Origin of the sequence: Pedobacter hiemivivus (assembly GCF_004331685.1) — a bacterium.
GTDB classification, from domain to species: Bacteria; Bacteroidota; Bacteroidia; order Sphingobacteriales; family Sphingobacteriaceae; genus Pedobacter; species Pedobacter hiemivivus.
The window spans coordinates 133,095-150,682 of record NZ_SJSM01000013.1 but is presented as its reverse complement, the minus strand read 5'-3'; the positions used below and the strand labels follow the sequence as shown (position 1 = coordinate 150,682).

Sequence of the window (17,588 nt, the reverse complement as noted above, 5' to 3'; positions counted from 1 at the left end):
CGCTACGTTTTAAAGCAAATTAGATCAGTGTATTACCTTTAAATTCCTCTAAAATCAAACAATTTGAGGGTTTTACGGTTGTTTTATTAATAATGATAGTGAATAATAAAACAATAATCATCTCGAATCGCTTACCGATTAAGCTTACAGAAGAAAACGGGGAATACAAATTAAGTCCAAGCGAAGGTGGTCTGGCAACAGGCCTGGGCTCCGTATACAAACAAGGAAATAACATTTGGATTGGCTGGCCGGGCATAGAAATACCGGAAGAACGGCACAATGAAGTGCGGAAAAAACTTGCTGAGCTGAACTTAATTCCAGTTTTTTTAACGAATGAAGAAATCAGCTTATACTATGAGGGATTCTCAAATGAAGTCCTATGGCCAGTATTTCATTACTTAGTTACCTACGCAAATTTTGACCAGATATATTGGGATTATTACAAAATCGTAAACGAGAAGTTCAAAGAAGCTGTAATAGCGAACCTATCTGCTGGTGACACCATTTGGATACACGATTATCAATTGCTTTTATTGCCCGGCCTAATCAGATCAGAATTGTCACAGGTTACCATAGGCTTCTTTCAGCATATTCCATTTCCATCCTTCGAAATTTTCAGACTTATCCCCTGGCGGGAAGAACTAATTGTGGGTATGTTGGGAGCTGATTTATTGGGCTTTCATACTTTTGATGATGCGCGACATTTTTTAAGTGCAGCATCAAGACTTTCTTCAAGCAATCTTTCCGAAAATGTATTGTTATACAACGATAGACAGGTTGTTGTTGAAGCTTTCCCTATGGGAATCGATTCCAAAAAATTTGAAGAGCTCACCAAACATGAAAAAGTAGCCAAATTTACGGCCTCTATTAAAGCTAGTTTAAAAAACATTAAAACAATACTATCTATAGATAGGCTTGATTATAGCAAGGGGATATTACAGCGTTTGCAGGCTTTTGAGCTTTTGTTACAATTGCATCCCGAATACATTGGCAAACTTGCCCTTTATATGATTGTTGTTCCATCGCGAGATACAGTGCCGAAGTATAAAGAGCTAAAAGATCAGATTGATCAGCTTGTGGGTAATATAAATGCACATTTTAGAACTATAAACTGGGTTCCGGTACATTATTTTTACAGGTCTTTCTCCATTGAATTCCTTTCGGCTATATATAGTTCAGCAGATATCTGCCTGGTTACCCCTATGCGTGATGGGATGAATCTGGTGAGTAAAGAGTATGTAGCCTCCAGAGTTCATCAGGATGGCGTATTGATATTAAGTGAAATGGCAGGAGCCTCTAAAGAGCTAAATGATGCATTGATCGTAAATCCAAATAACATTGGCGACATTATGGAAGCGATTGTACAAGCCTTAAATATGTCGACAGAAGAGCAGCATATCCGTATGAAGAGTATGCAGGCTATAGTCGCTAAATTCGATATACACCTATGGGTTAAAAATTTTATGGACAAGTTGAAAGAAGTAAAGATGATGCAGGAATCCTTACATACCAAATATGCTACTGAAAATGTTCGTGACCAAATAGCTGCTGATTATGCAAAAGCAAAAGACAGATATATTTTTCTAGATTACGACGGCACATTGGTTGGTTTTAATGCTGATATTGATAAGGCTGCTCCAGATGAAGAATTGTATTCCATATTAAAACAGTTGACGCTTGATCCCGCAAATCGTATTATTCTGATTAGTGGCAGAAGATATCAGACTTTGCAGGAATGGTTTGGACATTTGGATCTTGATATGATTGCCGAACATGGAGCTTGGCAAAAGCAAAAGGATACAGAGTGGAAACCTTTACCCCTGCTTACGGACAAATGGAAGCAAGAAGTGAAAACAGTATTGGACACTTACACTGACCGTACACCAGGATCTTTCGTAGAAGAGAAAAGCTACTCACTAGTATGGCATTACCGAAAAGTGGAAGAAGGACTTGGTGAATTGAGGGCTCATGAAATTCTTAATCACCTTAGAATGCTAACTACAGATAAGGGCTTGCAAATGATGCCTGGAAATAAAGTAATTGAGTTTAAAAACATTGAAGTGAATAAAGGTAAAGCGGCTCAAAATTGGCTATACAGTAATAATCCAGATTTTATACTTGCCGTAGGCGATGATCATACTGATGAGGATATATTTAAGGCATTATCGCCCGAAGCCTATTCTATTAAAGTGGGCAGCAACATTTCTGCTGCCCGATATTACCTTAAAGATTATTTTGAAGTACGAGACCTGTTGAAGGAGTTAGTTCAAGAGAAATAACCATTCGTTTCATTTTTTACAGGAACACCGGCCTGTCTAGTTTTATGGCAATCCGGTGTGCCGCATTCATTAAGCCAACATGACTGTAGGCTTGAGGGAAATTACCCCACTGACTGCCGTCAACTTCATCGACATCCTCGCTGAAGAGTAGTAAATGGTTCGCATATTTTATGATGGATTCAAATTCTCTGATTGCGTCCTGTAATCGCCCAACACAGGCTAATGCCTCGACATACCAAAAAGCACAAATTAAAAATGTGGTTTTTGGCTTGCCAAAATCATCTTTGTGAAGATACCTGTAAAAGAGCCCATTTTCAGTCTTCAGTTCATTTTCAAGCGCGATCAAATGATCTTTTGCCCTTTGCGATTCAGGATCAAGGTAATTCATTAGAATCAGCTGCAATGTACTGGCATCTAAGTTTGTACTGCCTACAGCGTGATTATATACTTTACGTACAGGATCATAACAATCCTCAATGTGTTTAGCGGCCTTATCAATCAGAATCTGTGCGCGATCTTCGAATGGTTTATTGCCTATTGTTTTGGCCATTTTTAAAGCCGCATTAGCACCTGCCCATTGAAAAAGATTAGTGTAACAATGGGTATTGGCAATACTTCTAAATTCCCATATGCCAGCGTCCTTTTCATCAATAGTGCGTTCTATCTTTTTTAAAAGGTAATCTAACCATTTTTCAGAATCCTGTCTTTCAGAATAAATGAAACGACGATCTGTATATAAGGGCAGCATAGAAACTAAAACCTGTCCATAAATATCATTCTGAATGTGTTCATAAGCCTGATTTCCAACTCTGACCGGTTTGTTACCCAAATACCCCTTTAAGTTCCTGAGTTTACGTTCCGTCAGCACCCTTTCTCCGGCAATACCGAACAGCGGTTGATAGCGTTCATCATCCCTAAAAGAAATATCGGTGATATAGTTGAAATATCTTTCCATCTCTTCGAAATGGCCAATGTGATTTAATGAAGTAATTACATAATAGGTATCCCTCATCCAGCAATAGCGATAATCCCAATTCCTGCCACTCCCCTGAGATTCAGGCAAACTGGTAGTACTCGCTGCAATGATTGCGCCCGTATCCTCATATTGATGTATTTTTAAAGTGAGGGCTGATCTAATGACGTAAGATTGGTAAAAACCAGCAATGGTAGAGTGTTTGATCCACAAACGCCAATACTTGATGGTTTCTCTTAAAAACCGTTCGGCCGTGCTGATAATAGGCGCGTCCAATTCATGACCATAAGTAAGAATGAGGTATTTAGGCTCATTTAAGGCAAAATACTTCCCATCCTCAATATAGCTTAAAGATATATTGGTGCTCAATTGCATATCCTCATCAGCGCCGGTAAATTCGATGTGATTACTGCCTCTACTACCACGTTGCTTTTTACCACCGTATTCATATACAGGTTTGCAGGTTACCCTAACCCTTGGGTTACCATCCAAAGCTTCTATTTTCCGAATAAGCATTAATGGCTTATAGTATCTTTCAAATTGATAAAAACGTGGCGCAAAGTCGGTAATCCTATACTTCCCTTCTGGATTGCTGATTTCAGTACATATAACATTGGTATTCTCCATGTAATATTGCCTTGAAGTATATTCACCATGTGGAAGAACGGAAAACTCGCCCCCTTTATCTTTATCTAATAAACCCCCAAATACAAAGCTACTATCAAATCTTGGCCAGCATAACCAATCAATATTTGTATTTTTATTTACATGGGCAAGGTAAGCGCAATTTCCAATAATTCCGGTTTGGTAAGCATGTCTCTCTGTCATATTTTACTCCTGTTGATATGATATAACAACAGGATGAACCTGGTTTTGTTCAGTCCAGTTTGAATTTATGCTATTTTATGAAGTTCTTATATAGACTATTTACAGTCGTTTTAATGAAATCATTATAACCTTTTGAGTAGGTTGGACTGCATCCATTTGTGATCACCACAATTCCAAATTTCTCTTCCGGTTGGAAGAACATGGCGCTATAAAGACCATAGGCAGAGCCAGTATGCCCCTTTAAAGTGACACCAGGAATGAGGTTGCTCGTGGTTAGGATAGCTAGTCCATAATTTTCCTGATCAGAGATTTTTGTTTGCATGAGTTTAGCACTCTTTTTAGTTATTATTCGCCCCCTTTTATATTTACCCCGATTCATATGCATGGTCATATATTTCGCGAGATCAGTTGCCGATATTTTCATGCCCCCTGTTGGAGAGAACATCGGCGTACTGTAGCCAGATATATAGTTTTTTAATCCTTCACTACGCGAAATATAAGCCGATGGTTGAGGGCTAAAACTCTTTGTTGTTGTATCGTATTCATAAAGCGTTACAAATCGACTCCTATCTAACGAGTCTAAACAATAACCACCATATAAATTTAAAGGATTAAGGATGTGTTGTTTTACGTAACTATCAAAGCGCTGTCCCGAACATTTTTCAATAACGGCCCCAACCATATTGTAATTGAGATTGCAATATTGATAACCTTTTCCTGGTTCATAGGCATTGTAGCATTTGGCCCAGTTGACATTTTTTTCCGGATTAATAACATCAAAGTTGAAATATCCTTCGCTATCATTAATACTTGAGGTATGCGACATCACCATTTTTAAAGTGATAACAGTTTCTGGAAATTTAGGATTTCTGATTTTAAAGCCCATCAGGCTACTAAAGTCATCATCTAATGATAACTTCCCTGCTTCTACAAGTTGCATGATAGCTGTAGCCGAAAAGGACTTAGAGATAGACGCAATTCTAAAGATGTTATCGTTAGTAAGTGGCATATTACTTTCAACATCCTTTAAACCGAAGGAGTGTGTGTAAATGAGTGCTCCCTTTTTTACAACAGCGACTGAAACTCCTATAGCATCAAACTTCTTCATGATGTCTTGTATTTCGACTTCAGCTGGTACTGGATTAACTTGTGCAAGGACAGGAGTTACAATCGTAATAAAAAAAAGTAGTGAAAAGCAGCGTTTTAATGAATTGATCATAAAATGAAGATAAACAATTTATTCTGCTAATAAAGGCAGCTCAAATGAAAAAACCGTCCCTTTACCGTATTCACTTTCAGCCCATATTTTACCATTATGACTATTTACGATTTCAGCACATAAATAAAGGCCAATTCCGAACCCAGATATATTTCTGGTTTGCTCGCTTTCAATTCTTTTAAACCTGCTAAATAGATTAGGAAGATCATTTTCCCTAATGCCTATACCATTGTCGGAGATACTTACTTTCACAGATCGATCTAAATTCTGACAATCTAGCTTGATTTCTCTGTTTTCAGGGGAGTATTTTGCGGCATTACTGATTAAATTGGTAAGTACTTGCCCAATTTTATCCCGATCAGCTTCTAACCAAAATTCATCATTTTCTATAAATAGAATTTTGTGTGGCCCAATAATAACGGTTACTTCATTGATGACTTCAGAAATGAGCTTATTGAGTTCAAAAGCGTTCTTTTCTAACTTAATACCGCCAGCTTCTAAACGAGCTATGTTTAAAAAGCTATTGATCATACTGATCATTTTATTAACCTGATGGTCAGCTTTTGTTAAACTTTCCGACATGAACATATCCTTTTGCTGTATCACTCTCTTTAGCATCAATTGTACATAAGCTTTTAACGAAGTAAGCGGTGTTTTTAGCTCATGACTAACCATAGCAATAAAATCGTTTTTGAGTTGCTCCTCCCGCTTTTCTCTGGTAATGTCCAGTACGGTTCCAATAAACCTTGCTGGGTTTCCCTGTCTGCTAAAGAATAGCTTTCCTTTCGCTTTTACCCAACGTAACTGCTGGTCTAGCATGCTAAGTGTTCGAAATTCGACATCGTAGTCGTCATTTTTTATGGGCTTTTTAAAAGCATTCTGCATCAACTGAATCACTTCTTGCCTATCGTCAGGATGTAAGGCGTTCATGAAATCGTTGGCTTGATCGGTAGTATTTACGCTTCCTATACCAAATAATTCCCGACAGCGAGCGTCACCCTGAAGGATTCCTCTTTCTACGTCCACGTCAAATATGCCAAGATTAGCAGCTTCAATCGCCAAGCGGCTTCTTTGTTGTTCCTGTAGCAAGGCAGTCCGTCCTTTCACTTGTTCTGTAACTTCTGTGGCTAAAATAATAATACCCGTAATTTGGTCCGAAGCATCCCGCAATGGATGATAAACCATATTAAAATAGGCTTCTTGTAGCAAGCCTTCCCGCACAAGCAATATCTTAGCATCCTCTGTATAATGAGATTTACCACTCTGATAAGTATGGTTGATTAATTTTAAAATCGGTTGCCCGATAAGTTCAGGGAGGGCCACTCCCATAGCTTTCCCTATAATATCGGCGGTTTTACCCCATAACTGAAGCATGTGAGGATTGGCCAACTCCAGCCTCATCTCTTTTCCTTTAACCATCGCGATGGCAACAGGTGCTTGAGAAAAGAATTCTTTAAGGTTTTTTATGATCGAATCAGAAACTTCTGTAATGATCCGTTCATTTTTAGCCAAAATAAAAGTAGAAGTAATGTCTATAGGGGTATGAATGATGTAACTCACCTCACCATTATCGTCCAGCATTGGGAAGTTTGTAACCACCCAATACCTCCTTTCATAATCATCAGTGCCCCTGATGGGGATGTCGTATCGCTGTGCTGGCAATATATGTTGTTGCTTTGTACGCAATACAAAGTTAAAACTGTCATACATCGATTGTGCATTCTCGGTTTCGGAATCGTTTGGGTTTTGAGGGAAAGCTGTAAAAACCCCTTTGCCAATTAAATCTTTATCGGAAGTATTGGTTACGCTTTTGTAGGCATCATTTGCTACAAGAATGGTGTAATAAGGCGGATTTGGCTTTAATATGAGCGTTGGCGGAGCTATTCTATAATAAGCTTCAAAGTCTATTGATTGTTTCAAGGGGATGAAATTTATTTATTATAATACACCCGAAACTTAAGATTGTTTGATCGAAGAGACAAAGGAGGCTGTTCATATACAATTCATGTGAACGGCCTCCTGCGTATCTATTCTTTATGGCGTGCCTGCCCTACGCGGATCACCCACTCACAGGACTTTTTTGTCTAAATATGACATCAACTATTACTGATAACAATTTAGCAAAAATCGTGCTTGTATTTGTGAAATAATTATTAACAAATCAACATTTCGCAATACATAAGGTAGTATTGTATTAATTATCGAATTGTAAAGTTATATTTGTGACGTAAATTATCTTTAATATTAATCATATGGCAACCTTAATCAGCTTAGTTAGTCTTTGTGTAATCATCATGGTTACCGCATTTTACTTAACATTTAGAAAGAAACAAGAAGACACCAGCGGACATTAATATCCGCTGTTAACTGCTTCTTTTTCCTTTAAGTAGCATATTCATTGCATGATCTAGCGTACCCGCTTTAATCACTTCACCAGAATTTACGAAATATATTTCATCCGCATTTTCTATAGTATTTAAGCGGTGCGCAATAATGACTAATGTAGTTTCCTTGGGAAGCTTTTTTAGGATATCGCTAAGTAGTTTCTCTGTGATCGTATCGATATTTGCTGTGGCTTCGTCCAAAATAAGCAATTCAGGATTACGCAAAACAGCCCTCATAAAAGCAATCAACTGCTTTTGTCCCAAACTAATGTTATCTGAGTTGGATGCCACTTCAGTTTCTAATCCCCTATCAAACAAAGCGAGTAAGCCCTCTAAGTGCGCTGCTTTAATGACATCCTCCAATTGCGCATTCGTATAATCTTTATAAGCAATATTGCTGTACAGAATATTATCTTTTACAGTACCTGTAAATAAAAAGGGCTCCTGCAAAATGAATCCAATCTTTTTACTACGTTCTTCAGCTGTATAAGACCTGATATCTTTTCCATTTAACAGTACAGTACCTTTGGTCGTGTCGTACAAACGCGCCATTAAAGAAGCTGTAGTAGTTTTACCGCCCCCAGTTGGGCCAATTAAAGCATAAGTTTTACCTTTTTCTAGATCGAAACTAATGTTGTGTAGGATCTCTTCGCCATCTGCGTAAGAGAAATGAACATTTTTAAAGGTTAAAAGGGAGCTGGAAGCAGTTTCCTGAGCAACATCATCCACCACCCGAAGGTTACTTTCCAGCGACAAGATCTGAGATATTCTGTCCCAACCAGCCATCGCCACCTGAAAACTACTCCATAAAGCAGCGAGCTGACGTAGTGGATTGTAAAAATTTACGGCATAAGAAAGGTAACTGATCAGTAAGCCTATCGTAAACTCCCCGATTGAAATGAGATGAATACCATAGACCAATACGATCAATTGCGCCACACTGGAAAAGAATCCGAACACTGGAATAAAAATAGTATTGGCAATACCAGCACCTATAGCAGTCTTATAGTTCTCTTTATTGGTCTCATCAAAGCGCTTCCTGAAATAATCTCTACGGTTGAATGCGATGATTACTTTAAAATTATTCAAACTTTCCTGTATGCCGGCGCTAAGATTACCTACACTTTTTAGGTTAACGACATTTTTCTTTTTTACCCATGCAGATACAAGGCCAGTAAATATCAATATGAATAAGGCCGGTGTTAATGTTGCTGCACCAAGTTTTAAATTAATAACCAATAGAAAAATCCCTGCTCCTAGCATTGTGAAGATGCTACTTAAAAACTGCATTAGGGATTGAGAAAAAAATTGATTCAATTTATCCGTGTCATTATTTACTCTGGAAATGAGATCTCCAGCTTTGTTTTGACTGAAGAAGGATACTGGCAGTTCCTGTAACTTGCTAAATATTGCGTTCCTAAGTGTATACAAGGTCCTTTGCCCAACCCCACCCATTAATTTTGTTTGCAGATAACCAGTAACCAAAGTAACCAGGTACATAGCTAACAATACGCCAGAGTACAACAAGACTCCATTAAACTGCTTGGTGCTTACATAATTATCTATCGTGTGTCCTATAATTAATGGAGATAACAACAGTAAAGCAGAATTGATTACTATAGCTATAAAAGCAAGTAAAAGGTTCTTACGTTCATGTGAGATCAGCTTTAATAGCTTTTTAAGGACCGCAAATGTAGATTTCTTTTCTTCCTTACCGTTAACCTGGTTAAGATTGTAGTTCATAATTGCTGGTGCTTTGTTGTGAGTTGTAAATTTGAACGTATTCGGGACTGCTTTTCATGAGGTTTTGATGAGTACCCTGTGCAATAATTTCACCCTGCATAATAAGTATTACACTGTCATAGTTTTGAACGGCTGCAATCTTCTGAGTAACCGAAAGCAAAGTTAAACCAGGATAATTACGTTGTACATTTGCTAAAATGCGTTGTTCTGTATTGTTGTCTACACGTGCAGTAAAGTCATCTAACAACAATATCTTAGGATTAAGTGCCAAAGCTCTGGCCAGCATAATCCTTTGTTTTTGTCCCCCCGAAAGGTTAGCACCTCTTTCTGATACAACTGTATTCAATTGATCAGGAAGGGAATTGATAAAATCTTTTAATTCTGCAGTTTCAATTGCTTTTTCCAGAGATTGGTCAGTAACCTGATCATTAAAAGCAATATTCTCACGTATGCTCATGTTAAAAATGATGCTATCCTGGAATACAAAACCGATTTGGTTATGAAAGGACTCCTGAACATAGCTTTCTACAGGGTTACCATCAAATAAGATCTCACCATTGTCGGGTTTAATGAGCCCGGTAAGTAAATACAACAGTTGTGTCTTTCCTGCAGCAGTTGGGCCGATAATCGCGGTTTTTGAGCCTGGTTGAAGTTGGAAAGAAATATCCTTTAAGACCGGCTTTTGCCCATAAAGCACATTGATATTTTTCATCTCCACATGCCCTTTTAAAGGATCTGTGATATGGCCTGCAGCCATTTCATTTGCTTGATTTAACACATGAGATATGCGCCCGTAAGAGGCTGTAGCCTGGGCAATTACATTACTCATAAATCCAATAACTATGATCGGAAAAATCAACAATGCCAGGTAACTGTTAAATGCAGCGAAATCACCGAGGGTCATGCTGTCATTAATTACATAATGGCCACCAAGCAGCAAAATTGTTAATCCTGCAAGATTAGCCACAAATATGATAACGGGTATTAAGCCTGCAAACAGATTTAGAATAGACAAACCAAGATCTTTCGCTTTGGTGTTTGCAGATAAGAATTTAACGTATTCCAGTTGCTGCGAATTGATTACACGGATTAATGCGGCACCTAGTATACTTTCATTGATTACTTTATTCAACCAGTCTATAACTTCTCTGCTTTGTTTAAAAAGCACACTTACCTTCTTAATCACCAGAAAAAAAGTAACTCCAATAATGGGAATAATAGCAATAATGGCCAGTGCTAATTTCCAATTGATGCTCAACAACAAAATACTAGCACCGATTATAATAAATATAGATGAAGTAATGGACACAATGGCTTGTGCAATAAATAGTTTTATAGAATCAACGTCGGCCGTTAGATTAGTTAACAATTTAGAAGGGTTAGCCTGTTCAATATAGGCATTACTTTGCCTTGAAATCTGATCAGCCAACTGAGTTCTTAGGTCTCTCGCTACCTTTTCGGAAGCATAAGTTTGTATGATACTTTGAAAAAAAGTAAACAGAAAAACCAATAAAATAGCTGCTGAGAATTTAATCAGAATGGCATTCACATCAAAAGTACCATTGGTATAGGCATCTATTCCATTGGCTACTAATTTTGGCAGCAACAAATTCACGCCATTACTGATCAATGCAAAAAAGAGCAATAAACTGATCAAACCCTTATAAGGTTTAAGCAAGCTGAAAATACCTGGTTTTTTGGGCCCCTTGGTTTCTTTTCTCATATTCTATATCTGTACCTGCTAATTCTACTTTGTGAAGCTATCCATCACCTGCATCGACATTATTGCCTGTTCCGCAGAACAAGGATTACTGGTTTTACCCAAAAAGTATTTAACTACTTCCTGTATCATGGGTTGTTGTACATGTTGTAGCGGATCAAACATGAACTCTTCCTCATCCTTACCCTTGCTTAAAGTCAGTTTGTGACCAAACATTGGGAAGCTTATTTTGCCTTCGGTACCAATGATTTCGCAAACATCCGTTTGTTCAGCCGCAGAAAAACACCAGGAACCATTAAAGACTACTCCATTGTGGAATAAAATATGTCCGGTAACCATATCATCTACCTCATATGGGCTACCTTGATTTAAAGAGATCCCCATGGATTTGTTCAATTCTCCAAAGAAATAGATCATTAAATCAAGCTGATGAGGTGCAAGATCATGAAATAAACCACCTCCAGATATAGCTGGATTTAACCTCCAATTTGTTTCCGAGCCGGCAATCAGATCTGAATTTTGCGGCTGTAACATTTGAAGTTGAACCAGCTTAACCACTCCTATTGCCTTTTCATCTAAAAGAGATTTAACTTTTAAAAACATAGGTTGGGCCCTTCGGTAGTGTGCTACCGTAAGCTTAACATTGTATTTTTCAGCAGCTTCCTTCATTCTAATCGCAGAGGCCGCATTCAGGGTCATGGGTTTTTCTACATATACTGGTTTCCCTGCAGCCATGGCGCGTATAGCATATTCTTCATGTTGTAACGGTGGAGTTGCAATATAGATCGCATTTACCTCAGGATCATCAATAAGTTGTTCAGCATCGTCGTACCATTTTGGAACGTTGTGACGCAAGGCATAATCTTTAGCTTTTGCACCATCACGACGCATAACGGCAACCAGTGATGAGTTTAATACTTTATTGAATGCGGGGCCGCTTTTCACTTCAGTAACATCTCCACAACCTATAATACCCCATTTGATTTCTTCAGTTCCATTTCTCCCCAGCATATTCCGTACTTTTTCGATAAAATAGTTAGGCTTATTACTTAAAGAGACTTCCATGCTAACTATAATCTTTATTAATGTTGTGTTACACCATTTTAGCCGCTAATCAATTGAAAAACAAGGCTAAATTACTTGGTAAATATCCTAAATAAATCGTTATAAACAAAAAAGGGCTGAAATTTGTTAAGGATAGTTAAGAAGCTAACAATAGTTTCACAACCTGGAAAAACAAATAAACAAAATCTTATGAAAAAGCTAATTTTTACTATTATTTTAGGAAGCACACTGGCATTTGGAGCAAGTGCCCAGATACAAAAGGGAAATGTAATGATGGGGGCTAATTTGTCGGACATCAGTCTTGGCTTAGATAAACCCAATCTCTTTCAACTAAAGATTAACCCTAAAGCAGCTTGGTTTATACAAGACGGTATGGCTGTAGGTGGTGAAGTTCAGTTGGGCGTTGTATCTCAAAAAGGTGTAGGTACATCATTTACTTATGGTATAGGTGCTTTAGGTAGATATTATGGAGCTACCGGTGCAAATGAAGTGGTGAAAAACTCCAGATTTTTTGGAGAGGCCACAGTCGGTTTTCAAGGCATTAATCCAGCTGGCGGCGGAACTACCAATGGATTAGGTTTTAGTTTTGGACCAGGCTTTACTTATTTTGTGACCAATACGATCGGGCTTGAGGCTTTATTGAAATACAATGGTGTTGTTGGCTTTGGATCTAGTACATACTCGAACTACCTGGCCCTTGGAGTTGGATTTCAAATCTATTTGCCTGGAAAAAGTACAGCAAGAAAAGTACAACGTGATATGAAATAATTTATCATAATCATCCAATTGATATTCAAAAAGCCGGTTTAAGCCGGCTTTTTGAATAAAAAGTAAAATTTATTTGGAGAATTAAAAAGAATTTGTACTTTTGTGGTGAGAGCGTTAATTTAACGGGGGTGAGTCTTAGGACCTATCCCCGTTTCTTTTTTACCCAACCCCTATTTATTGTACTTAATTGAAACATGTCCAAGTCTGCTTAAACCAGCCGCGGCCAATGTCCCACCTGTTGGATTTGTTGCTGTACCTACAATTTTATTCTTAACTCTAAGCCTGATATATAAATTGGTTAAGCCTAAAGCTGTGTTTGGAAACTTAAAGTTGAGCACTTTTAGTCCAGGCACCTGAGTCAGCAAAGTATTTGTATAGTCCACTACATCTTCAAAAGTAAACTCCCCTACCTGATTCCATACACCTGCATCAGCGCCAGTGGCAGACCATTCTACAATAAAATTTCTGGCACCACCAATATTACTGTTACCTTCTATTTGCAAAGAAATTGGTGTAGTAATACCCAATGTCGACACTACAATATTCCAGGATGCGCCCTTTCCTTTGGTATCATTCCACCAGTTCTTGCTATTCCATGCGCCATTAGCAATCGCACCCTTTACTGTACTTGCTTCCTGAATAAGGCCATTGTAGTCTGTACCAGTCGAAATACCATTTGCACTAAAATCTAATGACCCTTTTTCACTTTGTTTTAAAGTTCCAACACCAATATCTGGAGTCAAAGGATTTTTCGCCTCTGTGGCACCGGCTGCGTTTTCTAATTTAAACCTGCTCCATTCTACCAAGACAGTAGAAAATCCATCTTCTCTATTTTCCTTCAAGGCAATATCCTCTCTTTTAAGGTGTCTGATCGCGTATTTGCCAATATCATTACCGTACCGTGGAAGTTGCTCATAAACTAAGATACCTGAAATATCGCCCGAACCCTGCGGCACACGTTTACCATCTCTTCTATATGGGACATCAATATTAGTTAGCATATACATGCTGTTTCCATTTACATCTCTAATATTGGTAGGATAAACATCCGTTCTAAAATTATAACCCTCGTTGATATTAAAGAAGCTACCAGATGGAACACTGATTTCGACTTCTTTTAACTTTACATAAGTATAAAGGTCATTGTCAGTCAAATCCTTCATATATACTTCTCGCGGCAATAAAGGAGAAGCTCCGGGAGTTTTTGAAATGATATTTACGGATTGTACCTGTTCTAAAATAGTTCGGCCTGGATTATTTTCTTTTCTAACGCTAATACCTTTTAACCAAAGTTTAACAACATCCCCATTCCCATATATATTATCACCTCCTGTTTTTGTCCGGATCAGGAAGCCGGACTTACCATCCATACTTTGAAGGTAAACAGTAATGGCATTTTCAGTTTTGTCTATCTCGTGTTTATTGCTGGCTTTATTTGCATTTAATCCCATGTTTGGGTTACCCTTATCACTAACAACAACACCCTCAATATAAATATTTTCTGTAACGACCCCAGCAGCCAACGCAGTTTTAGCATAAGCAAAATCTTTAAGTACAGCCAGATCGTAATCGCCTTTAGGATTTTGAGTTACTAAAATAGAATCTTTAACCGTTGTTCCTAAAGCATCCTTATACGACAACCTGATCAGTGCTTCTCGTGATTCGGCCAGCAGATTCTGTGATAACGTAAAATTGAGGTCTTTACCATTAATGGTTAGTCCTGTAATCCAACCTGTCCCGCCGCTGTTGTACACCTCCTCATGTTTCATTAAGTTGAAAGGTACATTTGTCGTGATCGCAGTCTTCATGAATCCGCCATTTGCAATACCATTTGCATTCGCATCAAGAATATTGATGGCAGCAACGATACCACGTTGCTGTAGATTGACCGTATCCGTTTTATTATCGGAGCTAATCACAATCTTAACCGACCGTGGTAAGTTTCCAGCGTTACTTTGTACAGTTGCTAAAAACTCCCCATTTCCAGTTGATCCTTCCTTATCCAACTTTACCCAGGAAGCATCACCTTCAGTCCTTACTTTCCAGCTTTCATCAGCATAAACAAGCACTCTTGTACTACCGGCACTATCAGCCACACGGATAATTCGATTATTGATGGCCAGATCAGTACTAAATGCCACCAATTCATCTTTTTTACAACTTGTTGCAGCTGCAATTAATAGTAAGGCGTAAAACAGAAATCTTTTCATAACCGCTTATTTTTTATCTTTAAATTCCATAATAACAGGTACATGATCTGAGTGTGTTGCTGTAAACTCATCCCTTATAAACTGGGCTTTTGTTACTTGTGGCATCAAATCTTTACTTACATAGATATAATCTATCCTGTTGCTTCTAGGCTCATTTCCTGTTGCTTTTTCTTTTGCCGTATCATGTAGTCCAAACTCTAATATTCGTTTTTGAACCTCAAAATCAAGATATTTTCCATCTACAAGATTCTCATGGAAACTGTATTTTTTTGCCGCTTCTTTTAACCGATCAGCATATTTTCCATCAGCATAATTTTCTTTATCTAGTGGAGATAAGGAGTTGAAATCACCCATAATCACCCACCTTTCCTTTTGCGCCGAAGCCGCGATAGTGCTTAATATGACATCAATCTCTTCCCTACGTTTCCAATACTTATGAGGCGATAAATGAAGTACTATAATATTGAGATCTTTAATCTTAGCTACAATAAACCCATGATGCATATTGTCAATCACCTTTTGTACGTCAACAATTGGATATTTAGAGGTTAACCCTACAGGATAGCCTGGTTCACGTAACAACACGGCATAAGTATGTCCGTAGCTGCGGGCAAGATCTTCCAAAGACTTCTGGGTAAACTTATTACACTCTTGTAGCGCAAGGATATCTGGGTTTTCTGATTTTACCCATTTTACAAAATCCTGTTTACCTTTAGTAGTATCCGTTTTCATCCCTTCAAGGATGTTATAACTGATGATCCTGAACTTATTTTGCGCGAATGCGCTACTGCCTGAAGCCGTTAATAACAGGAGCAAAATCAATGGTATATTTTTATATAATGTTTTCATTTTATGAGTTTTATTTTTATTGACCTGTATAGGCTGGATTAGATAAATTGCCAGATGACCGCATCACTTCACTATCTGAAATTGGATAGTATTCATGGTATCTTCTCAGGTTATTGTTGATGTCGACAAATTCAGTAGCTGTTGTAGCCTTAACTGCATCATAGAAAATCCCCCAACGTACCAGATCCCATTTTCTCGTATACTCGCCCATGAGCTCTCTGGCTCTTTCTTTTTTAATTTCCTCAAAAAACTCAGCCTTACCTGGGTGCGTAGTCAACTTATAATCAACCGAAGCCCTACCTTTTACTTCATTAATGCTGGCTAAAGCAAGTGAAAAGTCTTCGGTTTCATTAGCGCATTCGGCCATAAGAAGCAGTGCGTCTGCATATCTGAATACTTTTTGATTATTCCCATCAGCCACGTTATCCATTCCGGGACACCAAAATTTTGCGCCCATCCAAGGCTTCCCCGTTCCATTCGCACTTTGGGGTCTTTTAAACCATTTATCCTCATAAGTGTAGCCCAAAATAATATTACGGCGTGGATCATCCAGTTCATACAGCGACATAAAATAGGCTGAAGGAGTAATAGAGGCAAAAGGGTTCGCTTTAGTGCCCAGTTCAGGGATGGATATTCCATCGTAAGTATCTGTTGAACCACTCTTTGCAGGCGTGAAATAACAAGCTACACTACTTGTCTTTTTAAGACCTGCTGCTGACCATGTAAATTGAACCTCAAATATGGATTCAGGTGTATTCTTGTTTCTAAAATAAGTATCGATATAAGGGTACTGAATCAGCTGACCATAAACTTTTTGAATCTCCTTTAATGCGGTTAATGCCGTTGGGTAGTCCTTGTTCCACATTGCCATTTTGGCGATAAGCAGGTAAGCTACCGAACCAGACACTCTGTTGTCTATTACATCTGATGTCCTTTTAGCAGGTAAAGCAGCGGCATACCCCTGCAACTCCTCAACTAATGTCTTCCTGATCTGTACAGCACTGGTTCTGCCCAAACGGGTAACTTTTTGTAGTATTTCCAATGTAGATACATTTTCTGTATAGAAAGGAACATCTCCAAATGTACTGGTGAGTACGTAGTAATACATGGCCCGCAGGGTAACACCCTCCGCAACCAATGCTTTCTTCCGCACTTCATCAACCGGGGATTTTTCAATGCCTTCAATAGCAGCATTACAAAACATTATTCCTTTATACGACTGGGTCCATAAGCTTTGCCCCATACCAGGGTTGGCCGGCGAAATTTCAAACTTTGTATCAATATAGGAAGAGTTGAGATAAGCCAAATCCGTTGTAGCTTCATTGGTCAGCATCAATCCTGAATTAAAAATACTGGTTAAAGGAATGTAACAGCCATTTAACGCTGCAATACATTGGTTTTCATTATTGAAAAACTGTCCTGGAGTAACAAAACTATTTGGGTCTTCTAAAAGTGCATTTTTACAAGCACCGACCAATAAGCTAAATGTTGTTAATGCCAGCAATATGGTGCTGAGTTTTTTCTTCATCACTTTATATTTTAATCTTGAG

General features: G+C 38.2%; 11 protein-coding genes. 2 read left to right on the top strand and 9 right to left on the bottom strand.

The features are described from left to right. Window positions 1–92: 92 nt before the first annotated feature. Entirely contained in the window at window positions 93–2,279 is a 2,187-nt protein-coding gene (locus tag EZ444_RS18795) for a bifunctional alpha,alpha-trehalose-phosphate synthase (UDP-forming)/trehalose-phosphatase (protein WP_131610687.1), read from the top strand. 16 nt (window positions 2,280–2,295) lie between these two features. On the opposite strand, the gene EZ444_RS18790 is transcribed toward EZ444_RS18795, so the two are convergent. From EZ444_RS18790 to EZ444_RS18765, 6 genes are all read right to left on the bottom strand, one after another. Next, entirely contained in the window at window positions 2,296–4,080 is a 1,785-nt protein-coding gene (locus EZ444_RS18790) for a glycoside hydrolase family 15 protein (RefSeq protein WP_131610686.1), read from the bottom strand. A 70-nt stretch (window positions 4,081–4,150) separates the two neighbouring features. Continuing rightward, the gene (locus EZ444_RS18785) at window positions 4,151–5,299 is read right to left on the bottom strand and encodes a serine hydrolase domain-containing protein (RefSeq protein ID WP_131610685.1); all 1,149 of its coding nucleotides are present in this window, start codon (window positions 5,297–5,299) and stop codon (window positions 4,151–4,153) included. Between the two features lie 18 nt (window positions 5,300–5,317). Beyond that, the gene (locus EZ444_RS18780) at window positions 5,318–7,219 is read right to left on the bottom strand and encodes an ATP-binding protein (protein ID WP_131610684.1); all 1,902 of its coding nucleotides are present in this window, start codon (window positions 7,217–7,219) and stop codon (window positions 5,318–5,320) included. Window positions 7,220–7,662: 443 nt separating this feature from the next. Then, window positions 7,663–9,426, bottom strand: a complete 1,764-nt coding sequence (locus EZ444_RS18775) for an ABC transporter ATP-binding protein (RefSeq protein ID WP_131610683.1) — start codon at window positions 9,424–9,426, stop codon at window positions 7,663–7,665. Beyond that, a complete protein-coding gene (locus tag EZ444_RS18770) occupies window positions 9,410–11,149 on the bottom strand; it encodes an ABC transporter ATP-binding protein (RefSeq protein WP_131610682.1) in 1,740 nt (579 codons plus the stop codon). The genes EZ444_RS18775 and EZ444_RS18770 overlap by 17 nt, the downstream gene beginning before the upstream one ends. A 24-nt stretch (window positions 11,150–11,173) precedes the next feature. Further along, the gene (locus EZ444_RS18765; protein ID WP_131610681.1) at window positions 11,174–12,211 is read right to left on the bottom strand and encodes a Gfo/Idh/MocA family protein; all 1,038 of its coding nucleotides are present in this window, start codon (window positions 12,209–12,211) and stop codon (window positions 11,174–11,176) included. 189 nt (window positions 12,212–12,400) lie between these two features. On the opposite strand from EZ444_RS18765, the gene EZ444_RS18760 reads away from it, so the two are divergent. Next, window positions 12,401–12,979, top strand: coding sequence for a hypothetical protein (locus EZ444_RS18760; protein WP_131610680.1), 579 nt, complete (start codon window positions 12,401–12,403; stop codon window positions 12,977–12,979). 170 nt (window positions 12,980–13,149) lie between these two features. Here EZ444_RS18760 and EZ444_RS18755 read toward each other — a convergent pair whose 3' ends face one another. From EZ444_RS18755 to EZ444_RS18745, 3 genes are read right to left on the bottom strand one after another with little or no spacing between them, the layout of a single operon-like run. Further along, on the bottom strand, window positions 13,150–15,189 hold the full coding sequence (locus EZ444_RS18755) for a BACON domain-containing protein (protein WP_131610679.1): 2,040 nt from the start codon (window positions 15,187–15,189) through the stop codon (window positions 13,150–13,152). Between the two features lie 6 nt (window positions 15,190–15,195). After that, window positions 15,196–16,038 carry an endonuclease/exonuclease/phosphatase family protein gene (locus tag EZ444_RS18750; protein WP_131610678.1) on the bottom strand — a complete coding sequence of 281 codons (843 nt, stop codon included), beginning with the start codon at window positions 16,036–16,038 and terminating at the stop codon, window positions 15,196–15,198. Window positions 16,039–16,054: 16 nt separating this feature from the next. After that, window positions 16,055–17,566 (bottom strand): RagB/SusD family nutrient uptake outer membrane protein, encoded by a 1,512-nt coding sequence (locus EZ444_RS18745; RefSeq protein ID WP_225874771.1) that lies wholly within the window; start codon window positions 17,564–17,566, stop codon window positions 16,055–16,057. Window positions 17,567–17,588 lie beyond the last annotated feature (22 nt).

Coding starts and splice junctions, on each gene's coding strand:
- EZ444_RS18795 (WP_131610687.1), top strand. CDS start 93: ATGATAGTGAATAATAAAACAATAATCATCTCGAATCGCTTACCGATT.
- EZ444_RS18790 (WP_131610686.1), bottom strand. CDS start 4,080: ATGACAGAGAGACATGCTTACCAAACCGGAATTATTGGAAATTGCGCT.
- EZ444_RS18785 (WP_131610685.1), bottom strand. CDS start 5,299: ATGATCAATTCATTAAAACGCTGCTTTTCACTACTTTTTTTTATTACG.
- EZ444_RS18775 (WP_131610683.1), bottom strand. CDS start 9,426: ATGAACTACAATCTTAACCAGGTTAACGGTAAGGAAGAAAAGAAATCT.
- EZ444_RS18770 (WP_131610682.1), bottom strand. CDS start 11,149: ATGAGAAAAGAAACCAAGGGGCCCAAAAAACCAGGTATTTTCAGCTTG.
- EZ444_RS18765 (WP_131610681.1), bottom strand. CDS start 12,211: ATGGAAGTCTCTTTAAGTAATAAGCCTAACTATTTTATCGAAAAAGTA.
- EZ444_RS18760 (WP_131610680.1), top strand. CDS start 12,401: ATGAAAAAGCTAATTTTTACTATTATTTTAGGAAGCACACTGGCATTT.
- EZ444_RS18755 (WP_131610679.1), bottom strand. CDS start 15,189: ATGAAAAGATTTCTGTTTTACGCCTTACTATTAATTGCAGCTGCAACA.
- EZ444_RS18750 (WP_131610678.1), bottom strand. CDS start 16,038: ATGAAAACATTATATAAAAATATACCATTGATTTTGCTCCTGTTATTA.
- EZ444_RS18745 (WP_225874771.1), bottom strand. CDS start 17,566: ATGAAGAAAAAACTCAGCACCATATTGCTGGCATTAACAACATTTAGC.